We start from the raw sequence: 22,742 nt of genomic DNA, 5'->3' as shown, positions 1-22,742 counted from the left end.
GTGCCCAACCTGGCATACCATGCTTTTCAACGAAAGAATTTACTGCTGTTCTTTCTAATTCACCCCTCTTAACCCCTAGGGCTGCAATCATTTTATAGTTAGCCTCTGGTACATCTCCTGCTCCTGCTGGCTTAGTGATGTCTGGGTTTTGCATTTCTACTGAGTACTTATCTACATCAGTAATCTTTAAACCACCTTTATCTAGTGGCTCTGTAATTAATGCTGTAATTACGTTTTGTGGTGCTGATCCTGTTCCAACCTTATGTCTTCCTACCAGATCTGTTCTTAAAACTGGGTGTACGCCATCATTTTTACTAATTAGTACAGCAAATCCACCTAGTACATCTTCTAGTACTGGTATCTCTTTCTTAATATGATCTTTTCCATTCATACCAAGTTTTGCTGTCGCTCCACCGGCTACGATTACTACATTTTCAAATACGCCCGATTGTACTAATGCTGCTGCTTCAATTAAAGCGTGGGTTGGTGCTGCACAGAAACCTCTTGTATCAGAACCTGTTGCATTAACAGCACCTACTGTTTCTGCAATTGCCTTTGCGAAGTTTCCACCACCTCTTTGGTTCATATCTCCGCAGGCTTCTTCTGAACACTCTATAACATAATCAATTGTTGTAACATCAACGTTGTTTTTATCTAATAAATGTTGGAAGGCAAGGACTCCTGATGCCTTAACCACTAAGTTCTCAAAAATAACATGGGCATTTAAGTTTGGATCTATATCATGGGCTCTCTTCACACAACCAACTATTTTATCATTGTGGTATAGGGCCTCTGCATGTTCTTCATTAATAAATTTTTCGATATCTGCTAAATCATCTCCATCTTTTAACTTAGCCACTAATTCTGCAGTCATTAATGGATGGGCTTCCATTTTAGGCTTAACCATCCCAGTAAATTCTTTATCTAGTTTAACTAAGTCAAAAACATCCACCATTTTAATTAGGGCAATAAATTCATCCTGTGGCATAATTTCACCATGCTTACCAGTTCTAGTTGCCCCTTCTACCTTTTGCTTATACCAAGGCATTTCATAGTTTCTTAAATCTTCAGGCTTTATAGTTCCAATATACGCTTGGTTTGGCGGATAGCTAATTACTTCTTCAAATGAACGATAGTAATTAGGTAACTTTTTAAGATATTCTGAATCTGGATTAACTAATCTTTCGGTTGTCTGTGTTGTTCCGTTATGGGTAATCATATCTGGTGTATGGATTAAAACGTATCCTCCACCCTTTACTACTGAATATGCCATAAGATTCACCTCCAAATAATTTAAACATCCTTATACTTAATGTTTGACTGTTTACCTCTTTTACTATTTAAAATAGCTAAAATCAAAGGACTAGGAAATTATGACTGATTCAATTATTCTACATAATTTTCCTATCGGAGATAGAATAAATGCCGGTTGCTCCTAACAACCGGCACCCATATTCTATTCAAATACAGTTTGACCGTCTACTTCAGTTGTTAAAGCCTCTAAAGACTTCATAACAATTTTTCTTCTTAAATTCTTTTCTTCATTAGCATCCAATGCAGGATTTCCTAATGGATGTGGAATTGCTATTGCAGGAACAATTCTGTTAGCTCCTACTGTTAAAGAAATTGGTACTACTGTACAAATGTGTACTACAGGAATACCTGCTCTTTCAACTTCCTTTACCATCGTTGCACCGCAACGTGTACAGGTACCTCAGGTGGAGGTAAGGATAACTGCTTGAACACCATCTGCTACTAATTTTTTAGCAAATTCTGCTGCGAAGGCTTTAGAATTGGCAACAGATGTACCGTTTCCTACTGTCGTGTAGAAGTACTTATACAATTCTCCAATTACGCCTTCCTTTTCAAGATCTCTTAAAACATCAACGGGTAGTACTCTATCTGGGTCGATATTAGCATAAACTGGATCATATCCACCATGGGCAGTTTCATGATCAGCTTCTGTTAAGTTATCGAAACTAGAAATATCGTATTCTCCATATTTAGAAGCACTAGAAGATTCGATTCTGTCTGGGTTATTCTTTGGTACAATACCACCAGAGGTAACAAGAGCAATTTTTGCCTTAGCTAAATCTTTAACAGCTGGCATTGGTTCTACTCTATCAAAATCTGGCATAGGATATTCTGTAACAAATTCTTCACCCTTAAGCTTCTTTAATAACATATTAACAGCTCTTTTTGAACCTCTTTCTTGAGCAAAGTAATTTTTTCTAATTCCTCTTGGAATATATTTGTCCTCTGCTGGTGAACCTACTTCTTCACCTCTAATTAATTTAAGAGCAAGAGCCGTCATATCTGGGACAGCTTTTCTCATAGCAGCTGCTGAATCTCCTGTTTGGGTAATGTAGATACTCTTTTTAAACATATCCGCCCCTGGATTTTCTATATACATACCAGATAATACGGGAATTTGTAATTCGTCTGCTACAGTTTTAGCAATTGTACCGCAGGCTACTCCGTAACGACCAGCATTAAAAGCTGGACCTGCTATAAACAAGTCAGGATTATATTCTTTCACCATATCAATGATTGTAGCCTTAGCTTCTTCTACATTTTCATTGAAATAAGAGTCTCCACAAATGATGGTTGCTACGATTTCAGCATCATCCTTCATGGCAGTATTAATCGCCATACCTGGTCCAACAACGCCTTCTCTTACTTCAGGTTTAATATCAGCCTTTTCTTCTCCACCGATTCCAGCAAAGAATTGGTTGATATAATGAACGATTCTTTTTTTGCTCATAATTTCCCCCCTCTCCAAATTTATACGCGGAAATTGTCGTTAATTTATTAATAAAGTAAAGCCTAACTAATTAGTATTTACTAAATTCATTTCTAATATTCGTCATTTCTTCAGAAATAGCATCTACATCAAGTACCATTTCCATCATACCGATTTGATCATCAAATACAGTAGCATCTACATTTTCTTTAAATTCACCTTCTACTGCATGTAATACTTTAAGTCCTAACTGGACTCCCGCTAAAGGACCTGCAAAAGTAGGATCTCCTGCTGTAACAGTTTCTGCCGCTAATCCAGCAGATTCAGCTTCAGCTGCACCAAGGATTACGATAACATTTTCTGCACCGAACTTCTCAGTATAATCCTTAACTCTCTTTTGGTTTTCTAGGTCCATCGCGCCTGCAGCGGTTCAGACAAAACATTCTGTTGCAGAGAATAATACTTCTGCCCCAGTTGTCTTTAGACATTCTTCGATAGCTGGACCTGGAATTCCATCTCTATCGCCAATGATGATAATTTTCTTTCCATCAAATATAGACATCTTGACCATCCTTTCATATTTTTCTATTTATCATTTTTACCAATTATCTAATTATTAGTATCCTTTTGCTGTTAATTTTACAAAGCCTGTCTCATTGGTAGCTCCTGTGATGGCTTGAATTTCTACTTCAATGCTACCATCAGGTCTTAAACTGCCATCGAATCCACCAGCAATTACATCTACAAACTTTGTAGTCCCAATAACCTTTTTCATTGGAGGTAAGATGATGGTTTCATTTGCATTACCATTTGTAACAACGGCATTTGCGCTTGCATCTGCATCAGCTAATGATTGAGAAGCACCGTCTCTTCCAGCATATTCATCTGTAACGATAACAGTTTTAATGCCTTCTCTTTCAATCTTTTTGCAGTTCATGATTAAGTCTGTGTCTGGATTACCAAATCCTTCTTGGGATACAATAACTCCATCTAGCCCTAAATATCTGCAAAGTTTAGCTGTCCAGTTAGAAGATCTTTCTTTGTCAGCAAGATAAACGTTTTCATTTGTGATGATTACACCAACAAAGTTAATTTCTTTACCATGTTGTTCATAAAGTTCTTCTATAATCCCATTATTTAAGTGAACATAGGTTGGGTTCTTATCGCAAGCAGAAACACAGTTACCACTAATAATTGCCCCATCCATAATTTCTGTTGGGTATAATAAAGTTGGTACAATTTTCTTTGCATCTACCCCATATACATAGGTGTCATGAAGAAGTCCTTGTGTTTGAAGCATATAAACGTATCCAATCTTTGGAAGATTAGGATACTTCTGAGCAGATTCGAAGATTGGTTCAGTTTCATAAACCTTTACTTCATCTGGTTGAAGATCTTTAGCAACTTTTCCAAGGTATTCAGCTGCTTTAAAGCCAATCATTCTTACAGCTGCTTCATGGTCATATTGTTTTAAACCATCAATAGGTTCTGCAATTACCACTACATTGTGTAATTGTGAGAAGGGTGTATATTCTGCTCCTGGGCCAGTCATATCGATGATTCCCTCTTGGAAACCAACAATTTTACCAGCTGTAACAACCGCAACATTTTTTAATGCATGTGTGCGACCACTACCAACAGTATCAACTTTACTTAATACTCCTGGGAAAATCCCTCCTGGTCCTTCAACCTTTACCCTTGGCTCGATAACATCCTTTACAGGTGTTATTCTAACTTCTTCACCTGGATGAGCTAATTCAATGTCAATACTTTTAATGTGCTCATCTCCACCAATTACTTGAATCATTTCTTCTTTATTAATGTATAGCACGCCATTCTCTACTTTCGTAGTGTCAGCGAATTGTACATCATTTATAAAGATTTTACCTAATTCTAATCGCACAAGCTTCACCTCCCTTTATTTATCAAAGGGCCTTTTTATTACAAAAGGCCCAATATTAAATTATAAGTATTTTTTAATCATTGCCTCAATGTTTCCTTTGTTTGCATCTTCTTTAGTAACTTCTTCAATCTTACTTCCATCTTTGTACATGGAGATTGTCGGAAGACCTAACACCTTCTCTTTAATAGCAAGTCTTCTTGCTTGAGTTGTGTTAAGCTTTACAAACTTAATTTGACTTCCATATTGCTCTTCTAATGCCTCAATATCTGGCATTAATGCTTTACAAGGTTCGCATCCATCACTCCAAAAGTCTACTAACACATATCCTTCTGCCTGCAAAACTTCTGCTTCAAAAGTATCTTTGTCAACTGCTAACATCCTCTTCACCTCCTTAAATATAAAGCAAATTCATATATTATAAAATTGATTACGCTTCGTCATGAAAATTATTTTCAACATACTTTTCTGCTTGAACTGCTGCAATAGCACCATCTGATACTGCAGTTACCACCTGTCTTAGAGACTTTACTCTACAGTCTCCTGCTGCAAAGACGCCAGGAATATTTGTCTTCATGTTATCATCTGTGATAAAGTATCCTGCTTTATCCATATCTAACAGATCTTTAAAGATTCCTGTTTGTGGGAGATAACCAACAAATACAAAGATTCCAAAAGTACCATCATCTTCATGGGCTTGATGTTCTGTTGTTTCACCTGTCTTAACATTTTTAAGGGTAATGGCCTCAACAACCCCATCTCCTTTTATTTCTGTAATTACTGTATCCCACATAAAATCAATTTTAGGGTTCTTAAAAGCCTTTTCTTGAATAGACTTTGCAGCTGATAATTCATCTCTTCGATGAACGATTGTAACTTTACGAGCAAATCTAGTCATAAAAATTGCTTCTTCAACTGCTGAATCTCCACCTCCAACTACGAAGACTTCAAAATCTGTAAAGAAGTCGGCATCGCAAGTTGCACAATAGGATACACCTTTACCAGTAAACTCTTTCTCACCTGGAACATCTAATAATCTAGGGCTAGCACCTGGTGCTGCTATCACTGACCTAGCATAGTATGTATTTTTTTCTCCAACTAGTACCTTGATTTTTTCATCGAATTTAACAGAAACAATAGTATCTTTTTCCATTTCCGCGCCAAATTCCTTACATTGCTCTACCATTCTTGCTACTAGAGAAGGTCCTGAAGCATTTTCAATTGAACCAGGGTAATTTGCTACCTCTTCTGTTGATGCAATTTGACCTCCAGTTTTAGATTTTTCTAAAATTAAGGCTGACATTTTTGCTCTAGCTGCATATAATCCAGCTGATAAACCAGCAGGGCCTGCCCCAATAATTACTACGTCATAAATTTTTTCCATGAAATCATTCACTCCTTGCTTTTGTATTGTTTAGGTACTATTATATTTTACTATAAGTTTCCATACTTTCAATAGCACTATCAATTAGGGTGCAATCAATTTCTCTAAAATCTGACAAAATTTCATTATTCCAACTAGGTGGTTGCTTCATATTAATAAACTTTTCAGCTGTTTCTATGGCAGATTCTATGAACATTAGTGATTCAATATCTAGATTCCCCTTTTCATTAGAAACTATTACACTTTTATAAACAGTTTCATTTGGTTTAACACTACCTGATAGGGGGTGACTTAATAATTTATAACCATCATGAATCTTATCTCTTGTTATTTTTAAAACATCTAATAAAGTACCATCTGTATAGTTAATTTGATATTTTTTGTCATATTTTCCACAAACATTGCTATTGTTAGTAATAATCGTCACTTTTTTACAAATCATATTTTACACCCCGTTTATAAATATATCCATTTGTGATCTATCTCAAACTATTTAAATCTAACAAAAATACAAAAAAGATAACTATGACAACGCCTATTGCATAGTTATCTCTGTTTATTTAACCTGAGAGATTCTTTCTACAGATCCTCAATATACCAGAGTATCTATAGAAGTTGCTCCTTCGGTGCTCCCGCTTTCCAGAGTACTGTCCAAACACGGTCCTTTTGCCTGAGATGTTCACTAAAAAGTGGCTTTTTTTAGCTTCTTCCTTCGGCGCTCAATCCAACAAGGATTATGAGTCTCTCCCGCATCTATCATTCAGTTAATTTATTAAGTTTTATTAATAAATAACTATTATTATAAAACATTTTTTATTCCATTTATTAGTTAATTTCATTATATTACAGGGGAATAATATTAGCAAGTATTTTTTGTTATTTTTTTATCATAATTCTGCATTTATTTATTTATGCTTTTTATTGATATACCTAATTTTTGTGAGTTATTTATTTATTTTTTTATGGACAATTCCTTAGGATCTTTATAAAAGCTTATCTATAGACCTGTAGGCTACTATTGAAATTCATAATAATAAAAATAATAATAATTGAACTCAAGAACAAAGCCTTCCTACGCAAAATTTAGTGGTAGGCTTGTGTTGAAATACATTACAGAAAATTATGACGATTATAATCATTAAAAGACCATAGTTTCCTATGTACTATAAAAAATCAAATACAGTTTAAAAAATAATTGAGTGCATAAAAAAAGTTACCCAATGTCTAAATATTTAGAGGTAACTTATTCTTTATACTGATCTAAATTATATTTTTCATTTTATTAAGGAAATTGCATGATACCTTATTAATTCTTAATAAATTTATTTTGCTTCTATACAATATTAAAACCCCTGTCCCCCCAGTGGGAAAAGATTTTTTATTTTCTATTAATATCTGTCTTTTATTAATTGTGCAATTTCCTCAATTCTTAAATCATATTTGGATATCTCCATTGACGTAATACTTCATAAACTACAATGGCTACAGTATTTGATAAGTTTAATGATCTGGCTTTTTCATTTTGTAGCATTGGAATTCTAATGCAAGTCTCTAGATTGTCCTCTAGAATTTTTTTCGGGATACCCGTCGTTTCTTTTCCAAACATAATATAGCAATTTTCTGGATAAGAAACATCTGTATAAATATTCTGGGTTCTCGTTTCACAATAATAGATCAAAGCCTCTGGATTAGCTTCTAAGAAGGCTTCGTAGTTGTCATAATACCTAAGGTCCAACAACTCCCAGTAATCTAGTCCTGCTCTTTTTACATGTTTTTCATCTAGAGAGAAGCCCATCGGTCCTATAATATGTAATACGGTGTCTGTAATTACACAAGTTCTCGCTATATTTCCTGTGTTTTGTGGGATTTCTGGTTCAAACAATATAATATTCAATGGCATATTCTTCTACCTCCAGCTACTATTTACGCTTATCTAACAAAGTTACTGAAAATCTCATTTTATTATAAGAGTTTCCTTATTATAGAATTCTATTTAGAACAAGAGATTGCATAATTGATTTTAAATTTATATTAATTTATATTAATTCAAAATGAAAACCTTAGTATTTATTATTCAATGAAGAATATATTATATTTCATATTTGTATAAAGCCTATATAAATTCATATTGATAGTATGATGCAATTTCCTCAGATATTTATGCCCATAATAAATTATTTTTATTTTACCTTTAAAGCTAAATTCATTTCAATTTCTCCAAAATTGTTTTGTAGAACTGTTGAAACAATTGGTTGGTTTTCTATAACTTGATAATTAACTTCTTTCGTTACTAACGTTGGAGGTGTTATGTCAATGATACATCCTTCATTAGACAATTGAATGGCTGCATTCCCTAATACCATATTACCTAGTTCAGCAACAGCACTTTTAGATATTTCGTCTAGTTCTGTTACAGTCATACCTCCCATCATGTTTGAAGCAATGACCTTTGCAAGTGTTTCATCTAAATTAATGATGGTCTGCCCTTCTAACTGTCCAGTAATACCGATCATTATTGCTACATCCTTTGTAAAGCACTTATCTGCATTATTATTTGTATCTATAATCTCCATAGACATTCCGGTTATTTGATTTAATATGTCTTGTAACGCTTTTAAGAATGGTTTGACTAGTTGTTCTTTCATCTTCATTATACCTCCATGATTTATCCTATTGTGATTATATCATAAATTTAGATTTATCTATGACTTTTTTTGCTATTTTTCCGTAAAGAGTGACAATTTTCATTCAATTTTTCCTTTTCACTTAAGTTCTGTAACTGAATTTGAAGTTGATAAAAAGGCTGTATATCAGAGGAATTGGCAGTAATAGGTATTATCCTCCCAATTTTACTTGATAATTTTATCTAATAAACATTAATTATTAATATAATTTTCATTATGTTATTCTAACTACTTGATATATTTCTCTAAGAGGTTTATAATTGAATTCGCAAGGAATAATAAATAATATTATTATTTGTTAAAATAGATAAACACAAAGGAGGTTGCTAAATAAAAGATGGATGTTAAACCGTTGAAAAAACTAAAACTATATGGATTTAATAACTTAACAAAAACCTTAAGTTTTAATATGTATGATATCTGTTATGCTAAAACTGTGGAAGACCGTAAAAATTATATTGAATATATTGATGAACAATATAATGCAGAAAGATTAACTAATATTCTTACTAATGTAGCTAACATTATTGGTGCTAACGTATTAAATATTGCTAAACAAGATTATGACCCACAGGGTGCCAGTGTAACAATGCTAGTTTCTGAAGGTCTGGTAACATCTGAGCATACGCCTGATCACGAAAGTGAAGCTCCTGGTCCATTACCAGATGGTGTGGTTGCTCATCTTGATAAAAGTCACATTACTGTTCATACCTATCCAGAAAGTCATCCGGATGAAGGAATTAGTACTTTTAGAGCAGATATCGATGTGTCTACATGTGGTCACATTTCACCGTTGAAGGCTTTAAACTATCTAATTCACAGCTTTGACTCTGATATTATGTATGTTGATTACAGAGTAAGAGGCTTTACTAGAGACGTAACTGGTAAAAAGTTCTTTATTGATCATAAAATTAATTCTATTCAGAACTATATTGCTAGTGAAACTAGAAATAGGTACCAAATGATAGATGTAAATGTATATCAAGAAAATATTTTCCATACGAAAATGATTCTTAAAGAGTTTGACTTAGACAACTATCTTTTCGGTATTAATAAGAAAGACCTTCTTCCTGGTGAAAAGAAAAAAATTAAGCAAAGATTAAAGAAAGAAATGGCAGAAATCTTCTACGGAAGAAATATACCCAAGGTTTAATTTAAAGGTTACAGAATCAATCTGTAACCTTTTGTTTATTTTTACTGAATTTCTGGTATCATTATACTATAACTAATTGTAGGAGGTAATCTAATGGATATGGTTAAAGGAAAAATCCACCATCTTTATCATAGTGGCTTTGCTGTAGAAACTGAGAATTACTTTCTAATTTTTGATTATTACATGGATGAAGTTGAGGATAATAATCAAGTTAGAAGTCTTGAAAAGGGTGTTATTAATCCAGATTTGCTAAAACATAAGAAAAATGTTATCGTTTTTGTTTCCCATAATCATGGTGATCACTTTAATCCTGTAATTTTTAACTGGCAAGAAGTAAATCCAGATATTACTTATATATTAGGAGATGACTGTATTGTTCCTTCTAACATTCGTAATATTTATGTGATGCGGACCAATCAATCATTAGAATTACAGTTACATAACTTAGTTAAGGTTAAAACCTATGGTACCACCGACAGAGGTGTATCCTTTCTAGTGGAAGTTGATCATTTAAGTATTTATCATGGGGGCGATCTTAATTGGTGGCATTGGAAAAGTTTTACCCCAGAAGCTCAGCTTAAAGAAGAAGAAGATTTCAAAAAAGAGGTTAATCAAATTACTGAGTCTATCGATATAGCCTTTGTCCCCGTCGACCCACGTTTAGAGGAATATTACTATTTAGGTGGCGAATATTTTGCCCATACCATAAAACCAAAGCTATTGATTCCCATGCACTTTGCAAGTAATTTTAAAATTACTGAAGAATTTGCTAACAAAGTTTCTAATATTTCAGTTCCTACCATCGTTTTAAAGGAACGTGGTCAAGTAATCGAATATATAAAAGCATAATAAAGCTGCTCCCTTTATGAATAATGAAGTAACGTAAAGGGAGCTATATTTTTAAATTGGTCATATCAAATTTAGTTTAGATTAAGATTATTTTTGAGAATTATTTCGAGGTACAACATGGATACCTTCATCTTGTTTCCAATCTGCATAGAAAATGTTTTCTATATTTTTCTCTCCTGCTTTACGAATTTGATTGAATAACCAATTTTCGTCATGCCCTATGGCATATAAATTATTTTTTATGATCTCTCCATCGAGGATTAAGGTAATTGGCAGATATACAGGATGTTCTTGTAGATTTAAATCTTCAATAGTAGCACTTTCATATTTAGATTTTTTTAATACACTAATATTCCCACTCTGTTCCAAAATTGCAAACTCTATTTCTCGAATCGAAAAGGCATCCTTTTGCCTTAATAGACTTAACAATTCATTAATATCTAATTTTTCTTTTTTTATAACGTTATAATCAATTTGTCCATTTCTAATAATAATCGCTGGTTCTCCTTCTAATAATTTCCTTGTTCTTCTTAATTTTTGTGTTATTTTTTCAATAAAAACCATTAAAATTCCCCAAAGAGCTAAGGCATACATAATAGTCCATATTCTAACCTTTTCATCATAAATTGCGTTACCCAGCAGTTCTCCAAGAACAATAGCTGATATGAAATCAAAGGGGGTAATCTGATTTATTTGTGATTTTCTTGTAATCTTAGTAACAACAAATAAAGCAAAAAAACCTATCGTTAGTTCTACTGTCAATTGAGAAATTGATGACCCAAACATAGTTTCACCTACTTATAATTTACTTAGTTGGTTTTCTATTTTTGTATTATCTCCTATTTTGTTGAATATAGACAGTGGTCTCAATTTCTAATTTGAAGAATCAGATCCCTGTTTTTTTATTGTATGCTATTGCTTTTATTTTCCATATGCTCTATAATTAATACGTATCAAACGTTATATATCAAACATTATACTTGCTTTAGGAGGATGTGTATGGCACCGAAAAAGAAATTTTCTAAAGAAGCAATAATTAATACAGGCTTTGAAATTGCTAAAATAGAAGGGATTAATAGTATTACTATTAGAAAAGTGGCTGAAAAACTTGGAAGTTCTATCGCCCCCATTTACGTCAATTTTAATAATATCGATGAATTAATAGAAGAAGTTATAAAAAAAGTATATCAAATCAGTCATCAAATATATTTAGAAGAAAATACAGGTAGCCCCTTCCGTGATATCGGTGTAGCCAGCTTGAGGTTTGCAAAGGAATATAGTCTCCTGTTTAAAGACATGATGATGAATAGCAATCAATACATGAAAAATTATGATGAAGACATGGGAGAATTTCTGATTGAAGAGATGAGAAAAGACCCTGAACTTGCAGATTTTTCCGATATGGAGCTACAGACTATTCTTCTTAAGATGCGAATCTTTCAAACTGGACTTTCAGTAATGGTAGCAAATAATCTTTTGCCACAAAACATAACCGAAAACTACATTAAAAGACTTTTAGATGATACCGCAAGAGATATTGTCTACTCTACAGCTTCAAAAATAAAATGAATGGGTATTCATTTAAATTTTAGTTTAAATTGGAGGGATTTTAATGGATAAAACTCATCTTGAAAACCAACTTAAGGACTTCTTTAAAAAAGCAATTCAAAAAGATAAAAATATAAAAAATGCCTTTATGCTTATTCATTCTGATAAATATAACCTTCACCTAAACATGGCAGAAGGTACCACAGAAGGGGTAGCCTCTGTACCGAACCAACCTTTTCACATTGCCAGTATCGGAAAGCTTTTTACATCTGTTCTTACTAGCATTCTAGTTGAAAAAAATGAAATTTTCTTCGATGATTCTATTTCCCTCTATCTAGATGAAGAACTACTAAAAGGTCTGCATATATATAAAGGCATAGATTATACTGATCAAATAAAAATAAAGCATTTAATGAACCATACCTCTGGATTAAATGATTATTTTGAGGATACACCGAAAAATGGGAAATCAATGCTTCAAATGATTGAAGATGATCCATATCGAAGTTGGAAGCCACGGGAGATTATTCTCTGGTCAAAATCAAATTTAAAAACTCATTTCCCTCCCGGAAGAGGCTTTCACTACTCTGATACAGGATATCATCTACTGGGTTTAATCCTAGAAAAAATTACGAAGATGCCTTTAGCAGAAGCTATGGACTATTATATCTTTAGCCCTCTGGAAATGCACCATTCCTATCTAGCAAGTCATTCAGAACCAAAGAAAAAAAGTGCTATTTCAGTAGCAGATGTCTATATGAAGGGGGTCAATGCAAAGGATTTTAGCATTCTAAAGGATGACTATGCAGGTGGAGGTATTGTAGCCCCTGCAGAAGATTTACTAAAATTTATGAAGGCATTAGTCCATCACAAACTTATTAAGGAAGAAACTTTTGAAAAGATGAAAGATTGGGCAGGCTTCTTCAACTTGTTCTTTATTGGTATCGATTATGGTTATGGATTAATGAACTTCAAAACAATCCCTTTAGTCATGCCCTCAAAATATAATGTCTGGGGTAATGCCGGTTCAATAGGTTCTTTTATGTTTTATCACCCTTTAACAGACTCCTATTTTATTGGAAGCTTAAATAACTTCCGTTATCATAGAAAAGGCATACGCTTAATGTTTAAGGCAATTGATATTCTTCTTAAGAAGGCCCCATCTTAAAACAACATCTAATGAAAATATACAATCATCTATAATTAAATTTAAATTGGTAAAAAACAATTACACTTGTTTTTTACCTTTTTTTTCTAGCTGTTCTATGGGAAAATAAAGATACAGCATTTTATTACAATTTATATATATTTTATTTATAAATAATCAATGGAGGTGTAATTATGTTAAAAATTACTTCGGAAACAATGCATGATTTTGCAGAAAAAATTGAATATGGTAAAAAGCACTTTATCCCTATGTTACCCTTTGTTAGAATCCCCTATCATAACTTTGATAAATACAAGACCTTTAGTGAAAAGGGGATATATCTTATTGACTATGTAGATGATGAGTATTGTCTCTATCATTTATATCATTTAACTCCAGGGGATGATACATTAAGGGCTACACTAATCTTACCATCAAACTGGAATAAGCGATTTGAAATTATTGAAAAGTCCATTCCTAATCTTAAAGAGTGGTTTTTACGTGAAGATGATTCGAAAAAATTTATCATTCAATCCCTTGAATATGGTGAAATTGAGTATTTCCCAACCCTTTCTCACTATTTAATTCCTACAATTATTAAAAATGGTTTTAACCCTAAGTATCGGATGTATATGAAGTTAGAAGATGGTGAAACAGAAACAGAACCTACTCCAATTGTAAATCTTCTAAATTCAAGTCTAAGGGTAGTAAATTTTTCAGAAGAAATGTTAGAAGATGTAATAGATTTTTATTACAGAAATGAATCAACTAAAAATTATCAATACTTCACTAATTGCACCTTTGAAGAATTTATCGAAATGTTTAAGCAAGAATTTACTACTACTTACTCTAAATTTATCCTGGATGCCCAAGGGAAAATTGTTGCTGGAATCCTACCTACCCGAGAAAATGATAAGATATGGATCGATAATTTTACAGTGCATCCAGCCTATAGTAATAGTAATGTTGGAGAATATCTGCTAAATCAAGCCCTGAAAAAAATACTTAAAGATCAACCTAATGAGACAATTTGTATCTACCTCAATCGAGATTGTTATGAAGCTGTTGAAGCATGCGAAAAAAATGGGTTCACTTCTTTCGAATTTTGGACAGATATGATTCTAGAAAAGTAAGTTAGACTATTATCTATAAAGGGGGTTCTCTATTGAATTATAAAAACGCAAAAGATATTCTCCCTCCTGAACTCCTCAAAGAAATACAAAATTATGTTCAAGGTGAGAGAATTTATATCCCCCAATTGGAGAATGTACGAACTACTTGGGGTAAGAAAAGTGGCACTAGAGAAGAAATTACCTTCAGAAATAATGAGATTTTGAATAAATATAAAGAGGGTTCTACTATGGATGAATTGGCTGAGCTTTTCTGCTTGAGTAACGAATCTATTCGAAAAATAATCTATAATCAAACTAAGGGTAAAAATAACAAAGATAAGGAAGGCGAATAATATGGCTAAAAAATCCAGAGGTAAGGGCTTAATTAACCTACCTTCACGTGGTAGGGGTACCTGCCCTATCTGTAAAAAAGAAAGAATTAAGATCCTTTACGAAGTATTGCAGGCAAATGGTGGTAAGTTGACTGTCTGTAAGGGATGCCGACATAAAACAGTATAAGTAATTTTATATGATTAATTGACGATTACTATAATTCTAGATTATCTTAATTCTAATTATTTTAATTCTAAATTATCTTAATATATAATTGTCAAATTAATTATAACGATTAAATCGTTATCTCATTTTCTAATTAAATAAAGGCATTCCAAATTAGAAATACCTCCAAAATAGACAGTCTTTTTAATTTCAATAGACTACCTGCTTGGGAGGTATTATTATTTTTGATATTATATTTTTTACTATCCTAGTTCTGTAGTTTTTTACTTCTGTAGTTTATTGCTTCTGCGATTTTTTATTTCTATAGGTTTTACTTCTTTGAATTTTACTTCTATAGGTTTTATTTCTTTGGGTTTTAGTGTTGATATCCTATTCTTCTTTCTCAAGAATCACTTCAAAAACCGTCTCTTCATGACTACTATAGGCAGAAATATTGCCTTTATGAAGTTCTACTATATTTTTAGCAATTGCTAACCCAAGCCCTGTGCCACCTGTTTCAGCTGTCCGTGACTTTTCTACACGATAAAATCGCTCGAACAGGTGGGGTAAATCTTTAGAAGGAATGGGCTCACCATAATTTTTAACCTGTATACTCACATAGGTTTCTTCTTTAATCTCAATATTTATGAATTTCCCATCCTTCCCATAACGAATTGCATTCATAATAAGATTTTCAAAAACTCTAACCATCATGCTTCCATCAATTCTAGCATATATCTCTTTCTTCACTGGGTTTATTTTGCAGACCATATCCGCCTCTTGTAATAGCGGGACAAACTCTTCTACCAATTGCTCCATTAATTCTACCATATTAACCTTCTGTAAATTCAACCTTATACCACCGTAGCTTACTCTAGTAAATTCAAACAATTCATCTATTAAAGACTTAAGGCTTAAGGCTTTATTATGGGCTATATCTACATAATATCGAAGTTCTACCTCATCTTTGTATCGATCATTAACGATTAGTTCTAAATAACCTAGTATAGAAGTAAGGGGTGTGCGTAAGTCATGGGAAACACTTGTGACAAGATCACTTTTTGTCCTCTCAGCATTCCGTTCTTCTTCCATAGACACCCTTAACTTACTGGCCATTTGATTAATATTATCCGCTAGAACGCCAAACTCATCTTCAGCCCTTATTGGTATTTTTATATCTAATTCTCCTTGAGAGATCTTTTCAAGATTATGAGAGATTTCCTCAAGATATGAAATACTCCTTTGACTAAAGGCAAAGAAATAGATCAGAAATAGTATTATTCCAAACAAAATACTTATCGGTACAGCTCCAATCGTTAAGTCCAGCAGCTGCAAAATTCTATATAGTAATGATATATGGCTAGACAAGTATAATGCAACAAGGATTAGTATAAAGACACTAATCAGTGAAGCAAATAAACTTGTGATAACTAAAAATAAAATTTTCCACCTAATACTCCTCTGTAGTCTCAAATTTATAACCTACCCCCCAAACTGTTTTGATGAAAAAAGGTTTCTTTGAATCAATTTCAATTTTATCCCTTATCTTTCGAATATGCACCCTTACAGTATTATCAGACTCTAAATAGTCTTCCTTCCAAACATTTTCAAAGATTTCGTCAACTGTGAAAACCCTTCCTGGGTTACTGGCCAATAAAAGAAGTATGTCAAACTCAATAGGCGTAAGATTTACTTCCTTTTGAAATAAAATTACTTTATGGGTCCTTTTATTAATGGTTAAACCGTTTAAAGTAATTTCATCAGCTTCTTTAGCACTATTATTCTGTGGATTTAATTGAATATATCTTCTTAGCTGTGATTTTACCCTGGCAATTAATTCTAGGGGATTAAAAGGTTTCGTCATATAATCGTCTGCCCCAGTTGTAAGTCCCATGATTTTATCGATATCCTCCGATTTTGCACTCACCATTAAGATAGGAATATTTAATTCTTGGCGAATCCTACGGCATACTTCTAAGCCATCTATTCCTGGCATCATGATATCAAGTATTACTAAATGAATTTCTTCCCCTTCTAAAATCTTTAACCCCTCTATCCCTGTAGATGCTTTAATGACATAATATCCATCATTCTGCAAATAGATTCCCATTAAATCAGCTATTTCCTTTTCGTCCTCTACAATTAAGATCCTTTGTTTTTCCATTGTCTCCACTTTCCTTTTGTTAAAATGTTACTTATTATTTTATCCTTCTTTTAACAAAGAATCCACTACTTCTTCTAATTCTAGACCACGGGACGCCTTAACTAATATAATGGCCTCATCTTTTAGGACTTCCTTCACTTGTGAGATCAGCTCTTGCTTATTTTTGCTAGATATCACCCTATTTTTAGAGAAATTATTTTTTGCCTCTTTTGCAATATGGCTGGAGAGGGGTCCAATGGTGAAAAGATAATCTACTTGATCTGGTTTTATTTCTCCACCGATTTCCTTATGATAATTTATTTCATCATCTCCTATCCCTTCCATATCTCCCAAAACCGCAATTTTTTGTTTATAACCAGTTAATCCATATAAAGTCTCTATTGCCGCCCTTAGACTAGATGGATTTGATTTATAAGCATCGTTTAATATGGTAAGCTTACTTGTGTGGATGAGTTCATTCCTCATTCCAGTGATATTCATCTTCTTCAGACCTTCTCTAATTAAATAGGTGGGAATCTTTAAATAATCGGCAACTCCTATGGCAGCTGCTGCGTTTAACATTTGATGCTTACCCAGTAAAGGTAAAAAGTAGCTTTCTACAGTAGTTATACCTTCTAATCTAAATCTAAGACCCTCATCTGTCATACTTTCTAGAATAGGGCGGTAGCTACTTCCTTCTAGTTCTCCAAAGGATATTAAAGTTTGCTTTAAGTTTAATTGATGAATTTTATCCCTTAGCACCTGATCATCCCCTAGATAAATCAACAACCCATCTTCCTTTAACCCCTCTACAATTTCTAATTTAGTTTTATAAATATTTTCTTTTGTTCTTAAGGTTGTTAAGTGAGCTTCACCTATATTTGTAATAATAGCGATATCCGGTTTTGCGATAGAGGTTAATAATCTCATCTCGCCCACCTCCGATATCCCCATTTCTACTACTGCCATTTCAGTATCTTCCTCTAATTCTAATAGGGTTAATGGTACACCTAGATAGTTGTTTAAATTTCCAAAAGTTTTTGCTGTTTTATATTTTGTATTCAGAATGCCTGCAAGAATATCTTTAGTAGATGTTTTACCATTGCTTCCTGTAATCCCCACCACCTTTGTTTTTAACTGCATACGATATTCTCTAGCCAATTTTTGTAGGGCATCTACAGTATCCTCCACAAGAATTAAAGGGAAATCCACCTCTGGAAGGGGTTCACTACGATTCCACAAGGATGCAACTGCTCCATTTTCCATAGCCTTATGGATAAATTTATGTCCATTAAAGCGTTCTCCCTTTATTGGTATGAACAATTGACCTGGAAGGATTTTTCTAGAATCGGTTGAAACCCCTTTTATTAAAATGCTTTTATAAATCTCCTCTAGACCAGTACCACCCACCATAATTTCTACTTCCCTTAACTTTCGTTGAATCATGCTTCTAGCCTCCCATCTAATAAAACCTGCTTTTGATGATGAGCTTCTATAGCAAATTCAATGAACTTATCCATTAATTGAGTAGGGGTTGTACCGTCTGTTTTTTCCCACAAGGCAGGGAACATACTTAGTTTTGTAAAGCCTGGCATCGTATTGACTTCATTTACAAAGTAGCGGTTATCCTCCGTAACAAAATAATCTACCCTAACTAAGCCAGAGCAGTTTAATAGTCTAGCAACATCTTCTGCTGTTCTACGCATTTTTTCACTTATGTCTCCTGATAAACGGGCAGGTATTACAGCAACTAATTTTCCATCAATATACTTTGCATTAAAATCCATAAAGTTTCTCTCTTGGATAAATTCCCCCACTACAGATGCTTTGGGATTATCATTTCCTATTACTGCAATTTGCATTTCTCTTCCCACGACCTCTTCTTCAATTACTAACTTATGATCGTATAGAAAGGCTTCCTTAACAGCTGCTAATAATTCTGTGGGATTCCCACATCGGTTGATACCAATACTTGAACCTAACTTTGCAGGCTTAACATAACAAGGGTAGCCCAGCTCTTCTTCTATCTCTACCTTTGCCTTTTCTTGGTTATGATCCCATTCATATTTTGTATAAGATCTATATTTTACTTGGGTAATATTAGCTTTACTAAATAAGTCCTTCATTACTACTTTATCAATTCCTATTGCTGAAGCTAAAACGCCATTACCTACATAGGGAATTTCAATTAATTCTAATAGCCCTTGAAGGGTGCCATCTTCACCGTTAGTACCATGCAATGCTGGAAAAACAACATTGCTTTCATCTCCCTTAAGCATTAACAGAAAATCTGCCATGGTATGGGCTACTGAGCTTCTTAAGTCCACGCTTTCCTTTTCATGATATTCTTTTATATCTTCAACTTCCTTCAGAATTTCTTTAAGTTGCAGCCATTTCCCTTCCTTCGTAATATAGACAGGAAAAATACGATATTTTTCCCTATCTAGGCTATTGATAATAAAAGTAGCTGTTTTAAAGGAAACCTCATGTTCTACAGATTTCCCACCATAAATTACATGTATATTTCTTTTCATCTTCATCCTCCTTCAGTTTTTAATTAATCTTATCTACTATAGCTTTAGCGCCATGTATTAGTAAGTCGTAACTCTAGTATAAGAGATTAATTTACAAAAAAACTGAAGAAAGCTTTTAAGAAATTATTAAGATTTTATTAAGATTAAAAACTCTTTTCCAAATAATTGAGGAAATTGCATAATTATTATTAAATTTATATTAATGCAAAATGAAAACTTCGCTGTTTAGTGTTCAATGCACGACTCAGCTTTCACCTTTGCATAAAACGAATATAAATTCAAATTTATGGTAATATGCAATTTCCTCAAATGAATGTGCAAGTTTTACAAGTACAAGGGGAAAATATACTCTATCACTTTAACTTTGAAAGGATGGGACATATGAATAATGATAAAAGAATAGAACCCCATGAAAACTTCCTGCTTCGTGATTTACTAGCCCTAAAGACTGTCTGTTTAGCAAAATCATCTGTCATGGCAACTTTAGTTAAAGACCCAGTATTAAAAGGAATTATTGAAAGAGATTTTCAAGTGACTGAAGAACAGATCAAAGAGCTTCAACATTTGCTTCAAACTTCTTTACTGGCTCCATCAGATATTTCTAAAGAATGTACTAGTACAGAAACGGCTCCAAGACACTAATTTAGTAATTTACGAGGAGGTATATGTAGGATGAACATTTTACAAAGTCTAGCTGAAATGGGAGATATGACTGAGCAAGTGATTGCAACTGATTTCTTACTTGCTTCAAAATCTGCCGTGAGAAACTATGCCATTACATTATCAGAAACAACAACTCCAGAGGTTAGAGATGTTCTACGGAGACATTTAGATACATCTATTGACACCCATGAAGAAATTCTTAGATTTATGATGAAAAAGGGGTATTATCATGTTAATGACCCACAAGAACAAATGAAGGTTGACATGAAAACAGCTGATACTGCTCCAACATTACAACAATAGAATAATTTCTAATTAGCCTATGATAGACAAAAACATCCCCTTTCAAAATCTCAAGCATCGAGATTTGTACTAGGGGATGTTTTTTTGTATATTATTTTCTACTAATTAACCCAATACCTCTTTAATAAAGAAAACATTAATAAATCTTGATAAACATCTCTGAAGAAGGCATATTCCTTTAATAGACCCTCATCAATTCAATTAACAAGTTTCCTATAATTTTACTCATAATAGGGCTCCTTTTGGTCCTACTGTCCTTCTGTAGCCTTTATAACTGAAAATAAATTAGCGATGTTTTTGAATCGTAATGTTTGATCATCTAATAAGCTATGGTTAATTGTGTCGCTAATAATTAACACCCCTGTTGACTTCACCTCTAACTTTGATGTAAAATGAATAAATGCTGATAATTCCATCTCTAAAGCAATAATATTTGAATCAAACTTCTCCCCAGCTAACCTCCAAAAAGTGGTTGGTACTGAAACGGTTAAACCTTCTTTAAATTCAACATTACCTTCTACTAAATTAGTGATTAACTCAGACCTAAATATTTCATTAGGAACAACATACTCTACTGAATCAATTAAATTAGTGATTCCATCTAAACATTGTACTTTGTTTGGCAGAATTATATCCCCTGTTTTTAGGGTCTTTGATAAACCAAAGGCTGAACCAATAAAAATGATCTCTTCTACTTCTCCATCCTTTAAAATGGCTAATACATCTGCTACAACTGCTGCCCCGTAGGCTTGAAAGATTAATAAATCTTCCTTAGTATCAGCTTTTACAATATATCTTTCATAAACATCATGTTTATGGAAAATAACTTCATCATATTGTTTAATAACGCTCTGTTTAACATCCTCTGGAGTTGTTCCTGCAAATAAGTAACACCTTTTAGGTAACTTTTCTCTACCATATTCATGCCTTGCCCACTTTCCCATTTTAGCTCCTCCTTAAAATGACCTTTAAAACTATTATTATCCTAAGATATAATCCCCTTCAATAACAACCCTACCACTTCCTCCGACAAAAACCTCAATTTTCCTTCCATTTCTATTTACCTTAATCTCTATTAAACTTGGCATTTCTACAATATGTCCTTGTTCAGCCTTAATAGTTACCTCTAATTGATCTAAATAATGATTCTTTAGAAGATAGCTTCCTACAGCACTGTTTCCTACGCCACAGGCAGGGTCTTCAACACCTTCTCTAGGGCAGATATTGCGGGTATGTATATCGACTCCTTGGTCAATTGTTTCAAAGGTAAAGGCTTGTATTTCTCTTACGCCAATTTCGCTACAGAACTCCTTTAAAACCTTAGTATTCCGCTTAATCTTCATGAGGGCATTAAGGGATTTTACAGGAATAATTAAGTGCCCCAGCCCTGTATCCACCGCTTCCACTGGTAAAGTATCTAGTAGATCTTCCTCAGATAATTCTAAAATTCGGGCAATCTTCTTTTTATCTATTTTAAGTGGGATAAACATAGGTTCTGGAAATTTCATAGTAAAAACAATATCCCCATTATGATTATCCCCACTAATAAACTGCCTTCCCTTCAGGGTTTGTATACTGTATTCATTTTTTTCTTCTAACTTTATTCTACCCTCTTTTAATAGAGCAACAAAGGCAGCTATTGTTGGATGTCCAGCTAAAGCAATTTCCTCCGACGGGGTAAAATACTTAATTTGAAAGTCTATATCCTTTTCTTTGCTAGGCAGTACAAATACCGTCTCAACTAAATTAAGTTGCTTCGCTATTTCTTGCATTACTACCTGCGAAATTCCCTCTCCATCACAAAAGATCGCAGCAGGGTTCCCACCCTTGTTTCCTAGAGAAAAACTATTAACAACTAAAAATCTTTTCTTTCTAATCATGCAATAACCACCACCCTTCAAATTATGAAAATAACTGATGTAATCAATTGCTTTCTCTATTACTTCATTCTAAACCAAAATTTAACATTCTACTTTTATTCTCTATTATCACCCTCATTTCCTTCATCATTGATTAAAGAAATTGCCTAAATCAATAACGCTAAATTTATATTAGCATAGCATGCATTGATGAAAGGTTCT

Annotated in this window: 25 protein-coding genes and 1 riboswitch; of the genes, 9 read left to right on the top strand and 16 right to left on the bottom strand. The window is 33.3% G+C overall.

Annotated features, from left to right (window positions below; genetic code table 11):
* The 9 genes from grdC to T335_RS20605 form a co-directional block, all read right to left on the bottom strand.
* Positions 1-1,273, bottom strand: a 1,273-nt coding sequence (grdC, locus tag T335_RS0112160) for a glycine/sarcosine/betaine reductase complex component C subunit beta (RefSeq protein ID WP_026477799.1), incomplete at its 3' end; no start/stop codon positions are given.
* A 183-nt stretch (positions 1,274-1,456) separates the two neighbouring features.
* On the bottom strand, positions 1,457-2,764 hold the full coding sequence (gene grdB / locus T335_RS0112150; protein WP_084281272.1) for a glycine reductase complex selenoprotein B: 1,308 nt from the start codon (positions 2,762-2,764) through the stop codon (positions 1,457-1,459).
* Positions 2,765-2,834: 70 nt separating this feature from the next.
* Entirely contained in the window at positions 2,835-3,305 is a 471-nt protein-coding gene (gene grdA, locus T335_RS0112145; RefSeq protein ID WP_084281270.1) for a glycine/sarcosine/betaine reductase complex selenoprotein A, read from the bottom strand.
* A 54-nt stretch (positions 3,306-3,359) separates the two neighbouring features.
* Positions 3,360-4,646, bottom strand: coding sequence for a glycine/sarcosine/betaine reductase component B subunit (locus T335_RS0112135; protein ID WP_026477795.1), 1,287 nt, complete (start codon positions 4,644-4,646; stop codon positions 3,360-3,362).
* Between the two features lie 60 nt (positions 4,647-4,706).
* Entirely contained in the window at positions 4,707-5,024 is a 318-nt protein-coding gene (gene trxA / locus T335_RS0112130; protein ID WP_026477794.1) for a thioredoxin TrxA, read from the bottom strand.
* A gap of 49 nt (positions 5,025-5,073) precedes the next feature.
* Entirely contained in the window at positions 5,074-6,027 is a 954-nt protein-coding gene (gene trxB, locus T335_RS0112125; RefSeq protein WP_026477793.1) for a thioredoxin-disulfide reductase, read from the bottom strand.
* Positions 6,028-6,067: 40 nt separating this feature from the next.
* A complete protein-coding gene (locus T335_RS0112120) occupies positions 6,068-6,469 on the bottom strand; it encodes a GrdX family protein (RefSeq protein WP_034328393.1) in 402 nt (133 codons plus the stop codon).
* Between the two features lie 206 nt (positions 6,470-6,675).
* Positions 6,676-6,787: riboswitch (glycine riboswitch) on the bottom strand.
* Positions 6,788-7,456: 669 nt separating this feature from the next.
* Positions 7,457-7,927, bottom strand: coding sequence for a tRNA (cytidine(34)-2'-O)-methyltransferase (locus T335_RS0112115; RefSeq protein ID WP_026477791.1), 471 nt, complete (start codon positions 7,925-7,927; stop codon positions 7,457-7,459).
* A gap of 280 nt (positions 7,928-8,207) precedes the next feature.
* Positions 8,208-8,672: a chemotaxis protein CheX gene (locus T335_RS20605; RefSeq protein ID WP_051569290.1), complete on the bottom strand. Its 465-nt coding sequence runs from the start codon at positions 8,670-8,672 to the stop codon at positions 8,208-8,210.
* Between the two features lie 376 nt (positions 8,673-9,048).
* Between T335_RS20605 and speD the strand changes: the two genes are divergently transcribed.
* Together speD and T335_RS0112100 are read left to right on the top strand one after the other, a co-directional pair.
* Positions 9,049-9,864 carry an adenosylmethionine decarboxylase gene (gene speD / locus T335_RS0112105; protein ID WP_026477790.1) on the top strand — a complete coding sequence of 272 codons (816 nt, stop codon included), beginning with the start codon at positions 9,049-9,051 and terminating at the stop codon, positions 9,862-9,864.
* A 93-nt stretch (positions 9,865-9,957) separates the two neighbouring features.
* Positions 9,958-10,713, top strand: coding sequence for an MBL fold metallo-hydrolase (locus tag T335_RS0112100; protein WP_034328390.1), 756 nt, complete (start codon positions 9,958-9,960; stop codon positions 10,711-10,713).
* An 87-nt stretch (positions 10,714-10,800) separates the two neighbouring features.
* On the opposite strand, the gene T335_RS20600 is transcribed toward T335_RS0112100, so the two are convergent.
* A complete protein-coding gene (locus T335_RS20600) occupies positions 10,801-11,499 on the bottom strand; it encodes a DUF421 domain-containing protein (protein ID WP_051569289.1) in 699 nt (232 codons plus the stop codon).
* Positions 11,500-11,712: 213 nt separating this feature from the next.
* Here T335_RS20600 and T335_RS0112090 point away from each other — a divergent pair, with 213 nt between their 5' ends.
* From T335_RS0112090 to T335_RS22500, 5 genes are all read left to right on the top strand, one after another.
* Complete coding sequence (locus T335_RS0112090; protein WP_026477788.1) at positions 11,713-12,282, top strand: TetR/AcrR family transcriptional regulator; 570 nt, start codon at positions 11,713-11,715, stop codon at positions 12,280-12,282.
* A gap of 43 nt (positions 12,283-12,325) precedes the next feature.
* A complete protein-coding gene (locus T335_RS0112085; RefSeq protein ID WP_026477787.1) occupies positions 12,326-13,429 on the top strand; it encodes a serine hydrolase domain-containing protein in 1,104 nt (367 codons plus the stop codon).
* Between the two features lie 173 nt (positions 13,430-13,602).
* On the top strand, positions 13,603-14,541 hold the full coding sequence (locus tag T335_RS0112080) for a GNAT family N-acetyltransferase (protein WP_026477786.1): 939 nt from the start codon (positions 13,603-13,605) through the stop codon (positions 14,539-14,541).
* Positions 14,542-14,573: 32 nt separating this feature from the next.
* Positions 14,574-14,873, top strand: a complete 300-nt coding sequence (locus T335_RS0112075) for a CD3324 family protein (protein WP_026477785.1) — start codon at positions 14,574-14,576, stop codon at positions 14,871-14,873.
* Between the two features lies 1 nt (position 14,874).
* A complete protein-coding gene (locus tag T335_RS22500) occupies positions 14,875-15,039 on the top strand; it encodes a hypothetical protein (protein WP_169735935.1) in 165 nt (54 codons plus the stop codon).
* A 369-nt stretch (positions 15,040-15,408) separates the two neighbouring features.
* Here T335_RS22500 and T335_RS0112065 read toward each other — a convergent pair whose 3' ends face one another.
* The 4 genes from T335_RS0112065 to T335_RS0112050 are packed head-to-tail and all read right to left on the bottom strand — an operon-like array spanning position 15,409 to position 19,695.
* Complete coding sequence (locus T335_RS0112065) at positions 15,409-16,491, bottom strand: sensor histidine kinase (protein WP_026477784.1); 1,083 nt, start codon at positions 16,489-16,491, stop codon at positions 15,409-15,411.
* Entirely contained in the window at positions 16,469-17,182 is a 714-nt protein-coding gene (locus T335_RS0112060) for a response regulator transcription factor (RefSeq protein WP_026477783.1), read from the bottom strand. The genes T335_RS0112065 and T335_RS0112060 overlap by 23 nt, the downstream gene beginning before the upstream one ends.
* Before the next feature lie 39 nt (positions 17,183-17,221).
* Positions 17,222-18,607 (bottom strand): UDP-N-acetylmuramoyl-tripeptide--D-alanyl-D-alanine ligase, encoded by a 1,386-nt coding sequence (locus T335_RS0112055; RefSeq protein WP_026477782.1) that lies wholly within the window; start codon positions 18,605-18,607, stop codon positions 17,222-17,224.
* On the bottom strand, positions 18,604-19,695 hold the full coding sequence (locus T335_RS0112050) for a D-alanine--D-alanine ligase (protein WP_026477781.1): 1,092 nt from the start codon (positions 19,693-19,695) through the stop codon (positions 18,604-18,606). Before T335_RS0112050 ends, T335_RS0112055 begins: the two co-directional genes overlap by 4 nt.
* Positions 19,696-20,076: 381 nt before the next feature.
* Between T335_RS0112050 and T335_RS20595 the strand changes: the two genes are divergently transcribed.
* The gene (locus T335_RS20595; protein WP_051569288.1) at positions 20,077-20,337 is read left to right on the top strand and encodes a hypothetical protein; all 261 of its coding nucleotides are present in this window, start codon (positions 20,077-20,079) and stop codon (positions 20,335-20,337) included.
* A gap of 30 nt (positions 20,338-20,367) precedes the next feature.
* Positions 20,368-20,661 carry a spore coat protein gene (locus tag T335_RS0112040; protein WP_026477780.1) on the top strand — a complete coding sequence of 98 codons (294 nt, stop codon included), beginning with the start codon at positions 20,368-20,370 and terminating at the stop codon, positions 20,659-20,661.
* Positions 20,662-20,909: 248 nt separating this feature from the next.
* Here T335_RS0112040 and T335_RS0112035 read toward each other — a convergent pair whose 3' ends face one another.
* Together T335_RS0112035 and T335_RS0112030 are read right to left on the bottom strand one after the other, a co-directional pair.
* Positions 20,910-21,605, bottom strand: coding sequence for a phosphorylase family protein (locus T335_RS0112035; protein ID WP_026477779.1), 696 nt, complete (start codon positions 21,603-21,605; stop codon positions 20,910-20,912).
* A gap of 36 nt (positions 21,606-21,641) precedes the next feature.
* Positions 21,642-22,541: a PhzF family phenazine biosynthesis protein gene (locus T335_RS0112030; RefSeq protein WP_026477778.1), complete on the bottom strand. Its 900-nt coding sequence runs from the start codon at positions 22,539-22,541 to the stop codon at positions 21,642-21,644.
* Positions 22,542-22,742 lie beyond the last annotated feature (201 nt).

Source organism: Alkaliphilus transvaalensis ATCC 700919 (assembly GCF_000621485.1).
GTDB classification, from domain to species: Bacteria; Bacillota; Clostridia; order Peptostreptococcales; family Natronincolaceae; genus Alkaliphilus; species Alkaliphilus transvaalensis.
The sequence above is the reverse complement of the archived record's forward strand: the minus strand, read 5'-3'. Positions and strand labels throughout refer to the sequence as shown.

Bases quoted from the DNA above. Each gene is read 5' to 3' on its own strand.
- T335_RS20600 (WP_051569289.1), bottom strand. From the start codon at position 11,499: ATGTTTGGGTCATCAATTTCTCAATTGACAGTAGAACTAACGATAGGT.
- trxA (WP_026477794.1), bottom strand. From the start codon at position 5,024: ATGTTAGCAGTTGACAAAGATACTTTTGAAGCAGAAGTTTTGCAGGCA.
- T335_RS20595 (WP_051569288.1), top strand. From the start codon at position 20,077: ATGAATAATGATAAAAGAATAGAACCCCATGAAAACTTCCTGCTTCGT.
- trxB (WP_026477793.1), bottom strand. From the start codon at position 6,027: ATGGAAAAAATTTATGACGTAGTAATTATTGGGGCAGGCCCTGCTGGT.
- T335_RS0112060 (WP_026477783.1), bottom strand. From the start codon at position 17,182: ATGGAAAAACAAAGGATCTTAATTGTAGAGGACGAAAAGGAAATAGCT.
- speD (WP_026477790.1), top strand. From the start codon at position 9,049: ATGGATGTTAAACCGTTGAAAAAACTAAAACTATATGGATTTAATAAC.
- T335_RS0112085 (WP_026477787.1), top strand. From the start codon at position 12,326: ATGGATAAAACTCATCTTGAAAACCAACTTAAGGACTTCTTTAAAAAA.
- T335_RS0112090 (WP_026477788.1), top strand. From the start codon at position 11,713: ATGGCACCGAAAAAGAAATTTTCTAAAGAAGCAATAATTAATACAGGC.
- T335_RS0112050 (WP_026477781.1), bottom strand. From the start codon at position 19,695: ATGAAAAGAAATATACATGTAATTTATGGTGGGAAATCTGTAGAACAT.
- T335_RS22500 (WP_169735935.1), top strand. From the start codon at position 14,875: ATGGCTAAAAAATCCAGAGGTAAGGGCTTAATTAACCTACCTTCACGT.
- T335_RS0112055 (WP_026477782.1), bottom strand. From the start codon at position 18,607: ATGATTCAACGAAAGTTAAGGGAAGTAGAAATTATGGTGGGTGGTACT.
- T335_RS0112120 (WP_034328393.1), bottom strand. From the start codon at position 6,469: ATGATTTGTAAAAAAGTGACGATTATTACTAACAATAGCAATGTTTGT.
- T335_RS0112030 (WP_026477778.1), bottom strand. From the start codon at position 22,541: ATGATTAGAAAGAAAAGATTTTTAGTTGTTAATAGTTTTTCTCTAGGA.
- T335_RS0112035 (WP_026477779.1), bottom strand. From the start codon at position 21,605: ATGGGAAAGTGGGCAAGGCATGAATATGGTAGAGAAAAGTTACCTAAA.
- T335_RS0112115 (WP_026477791.1), bottom strand. From the start codon at position 7,927: ATGCCATTGAATATTATATTGTTTGAACCAGAAATCCCACAAAACACA.
- T335_RS0112100 (WP_034328390.1), top strand. From the start codon at position 9,958: ATGGATATGGTTAAAGGAAAAATCCACCATCTTTATCATAGTGGCTTT.
- T335_RS0112080 (WP_026477786.1), top strand. From the start codon at position 13,603: ATGTTAAAAATTACTTCGGAAACAATGCATGATTTTGCAGAAAAAATT.
- T335_RS20605 (WP_051569290.1), bottom strand. From the start codon at position 8,672: ATGAAAGAACAACTAGTCAAACCATTCTTAAAAGCGTTACAAGACATA.
- T335_RS0112040 (WP_026477780.1), top strand. From the start codon at position 20,368: ATGAACATTTTACAAAGTCTAGCTGAAATGGGAGATATGACTGAGCAA.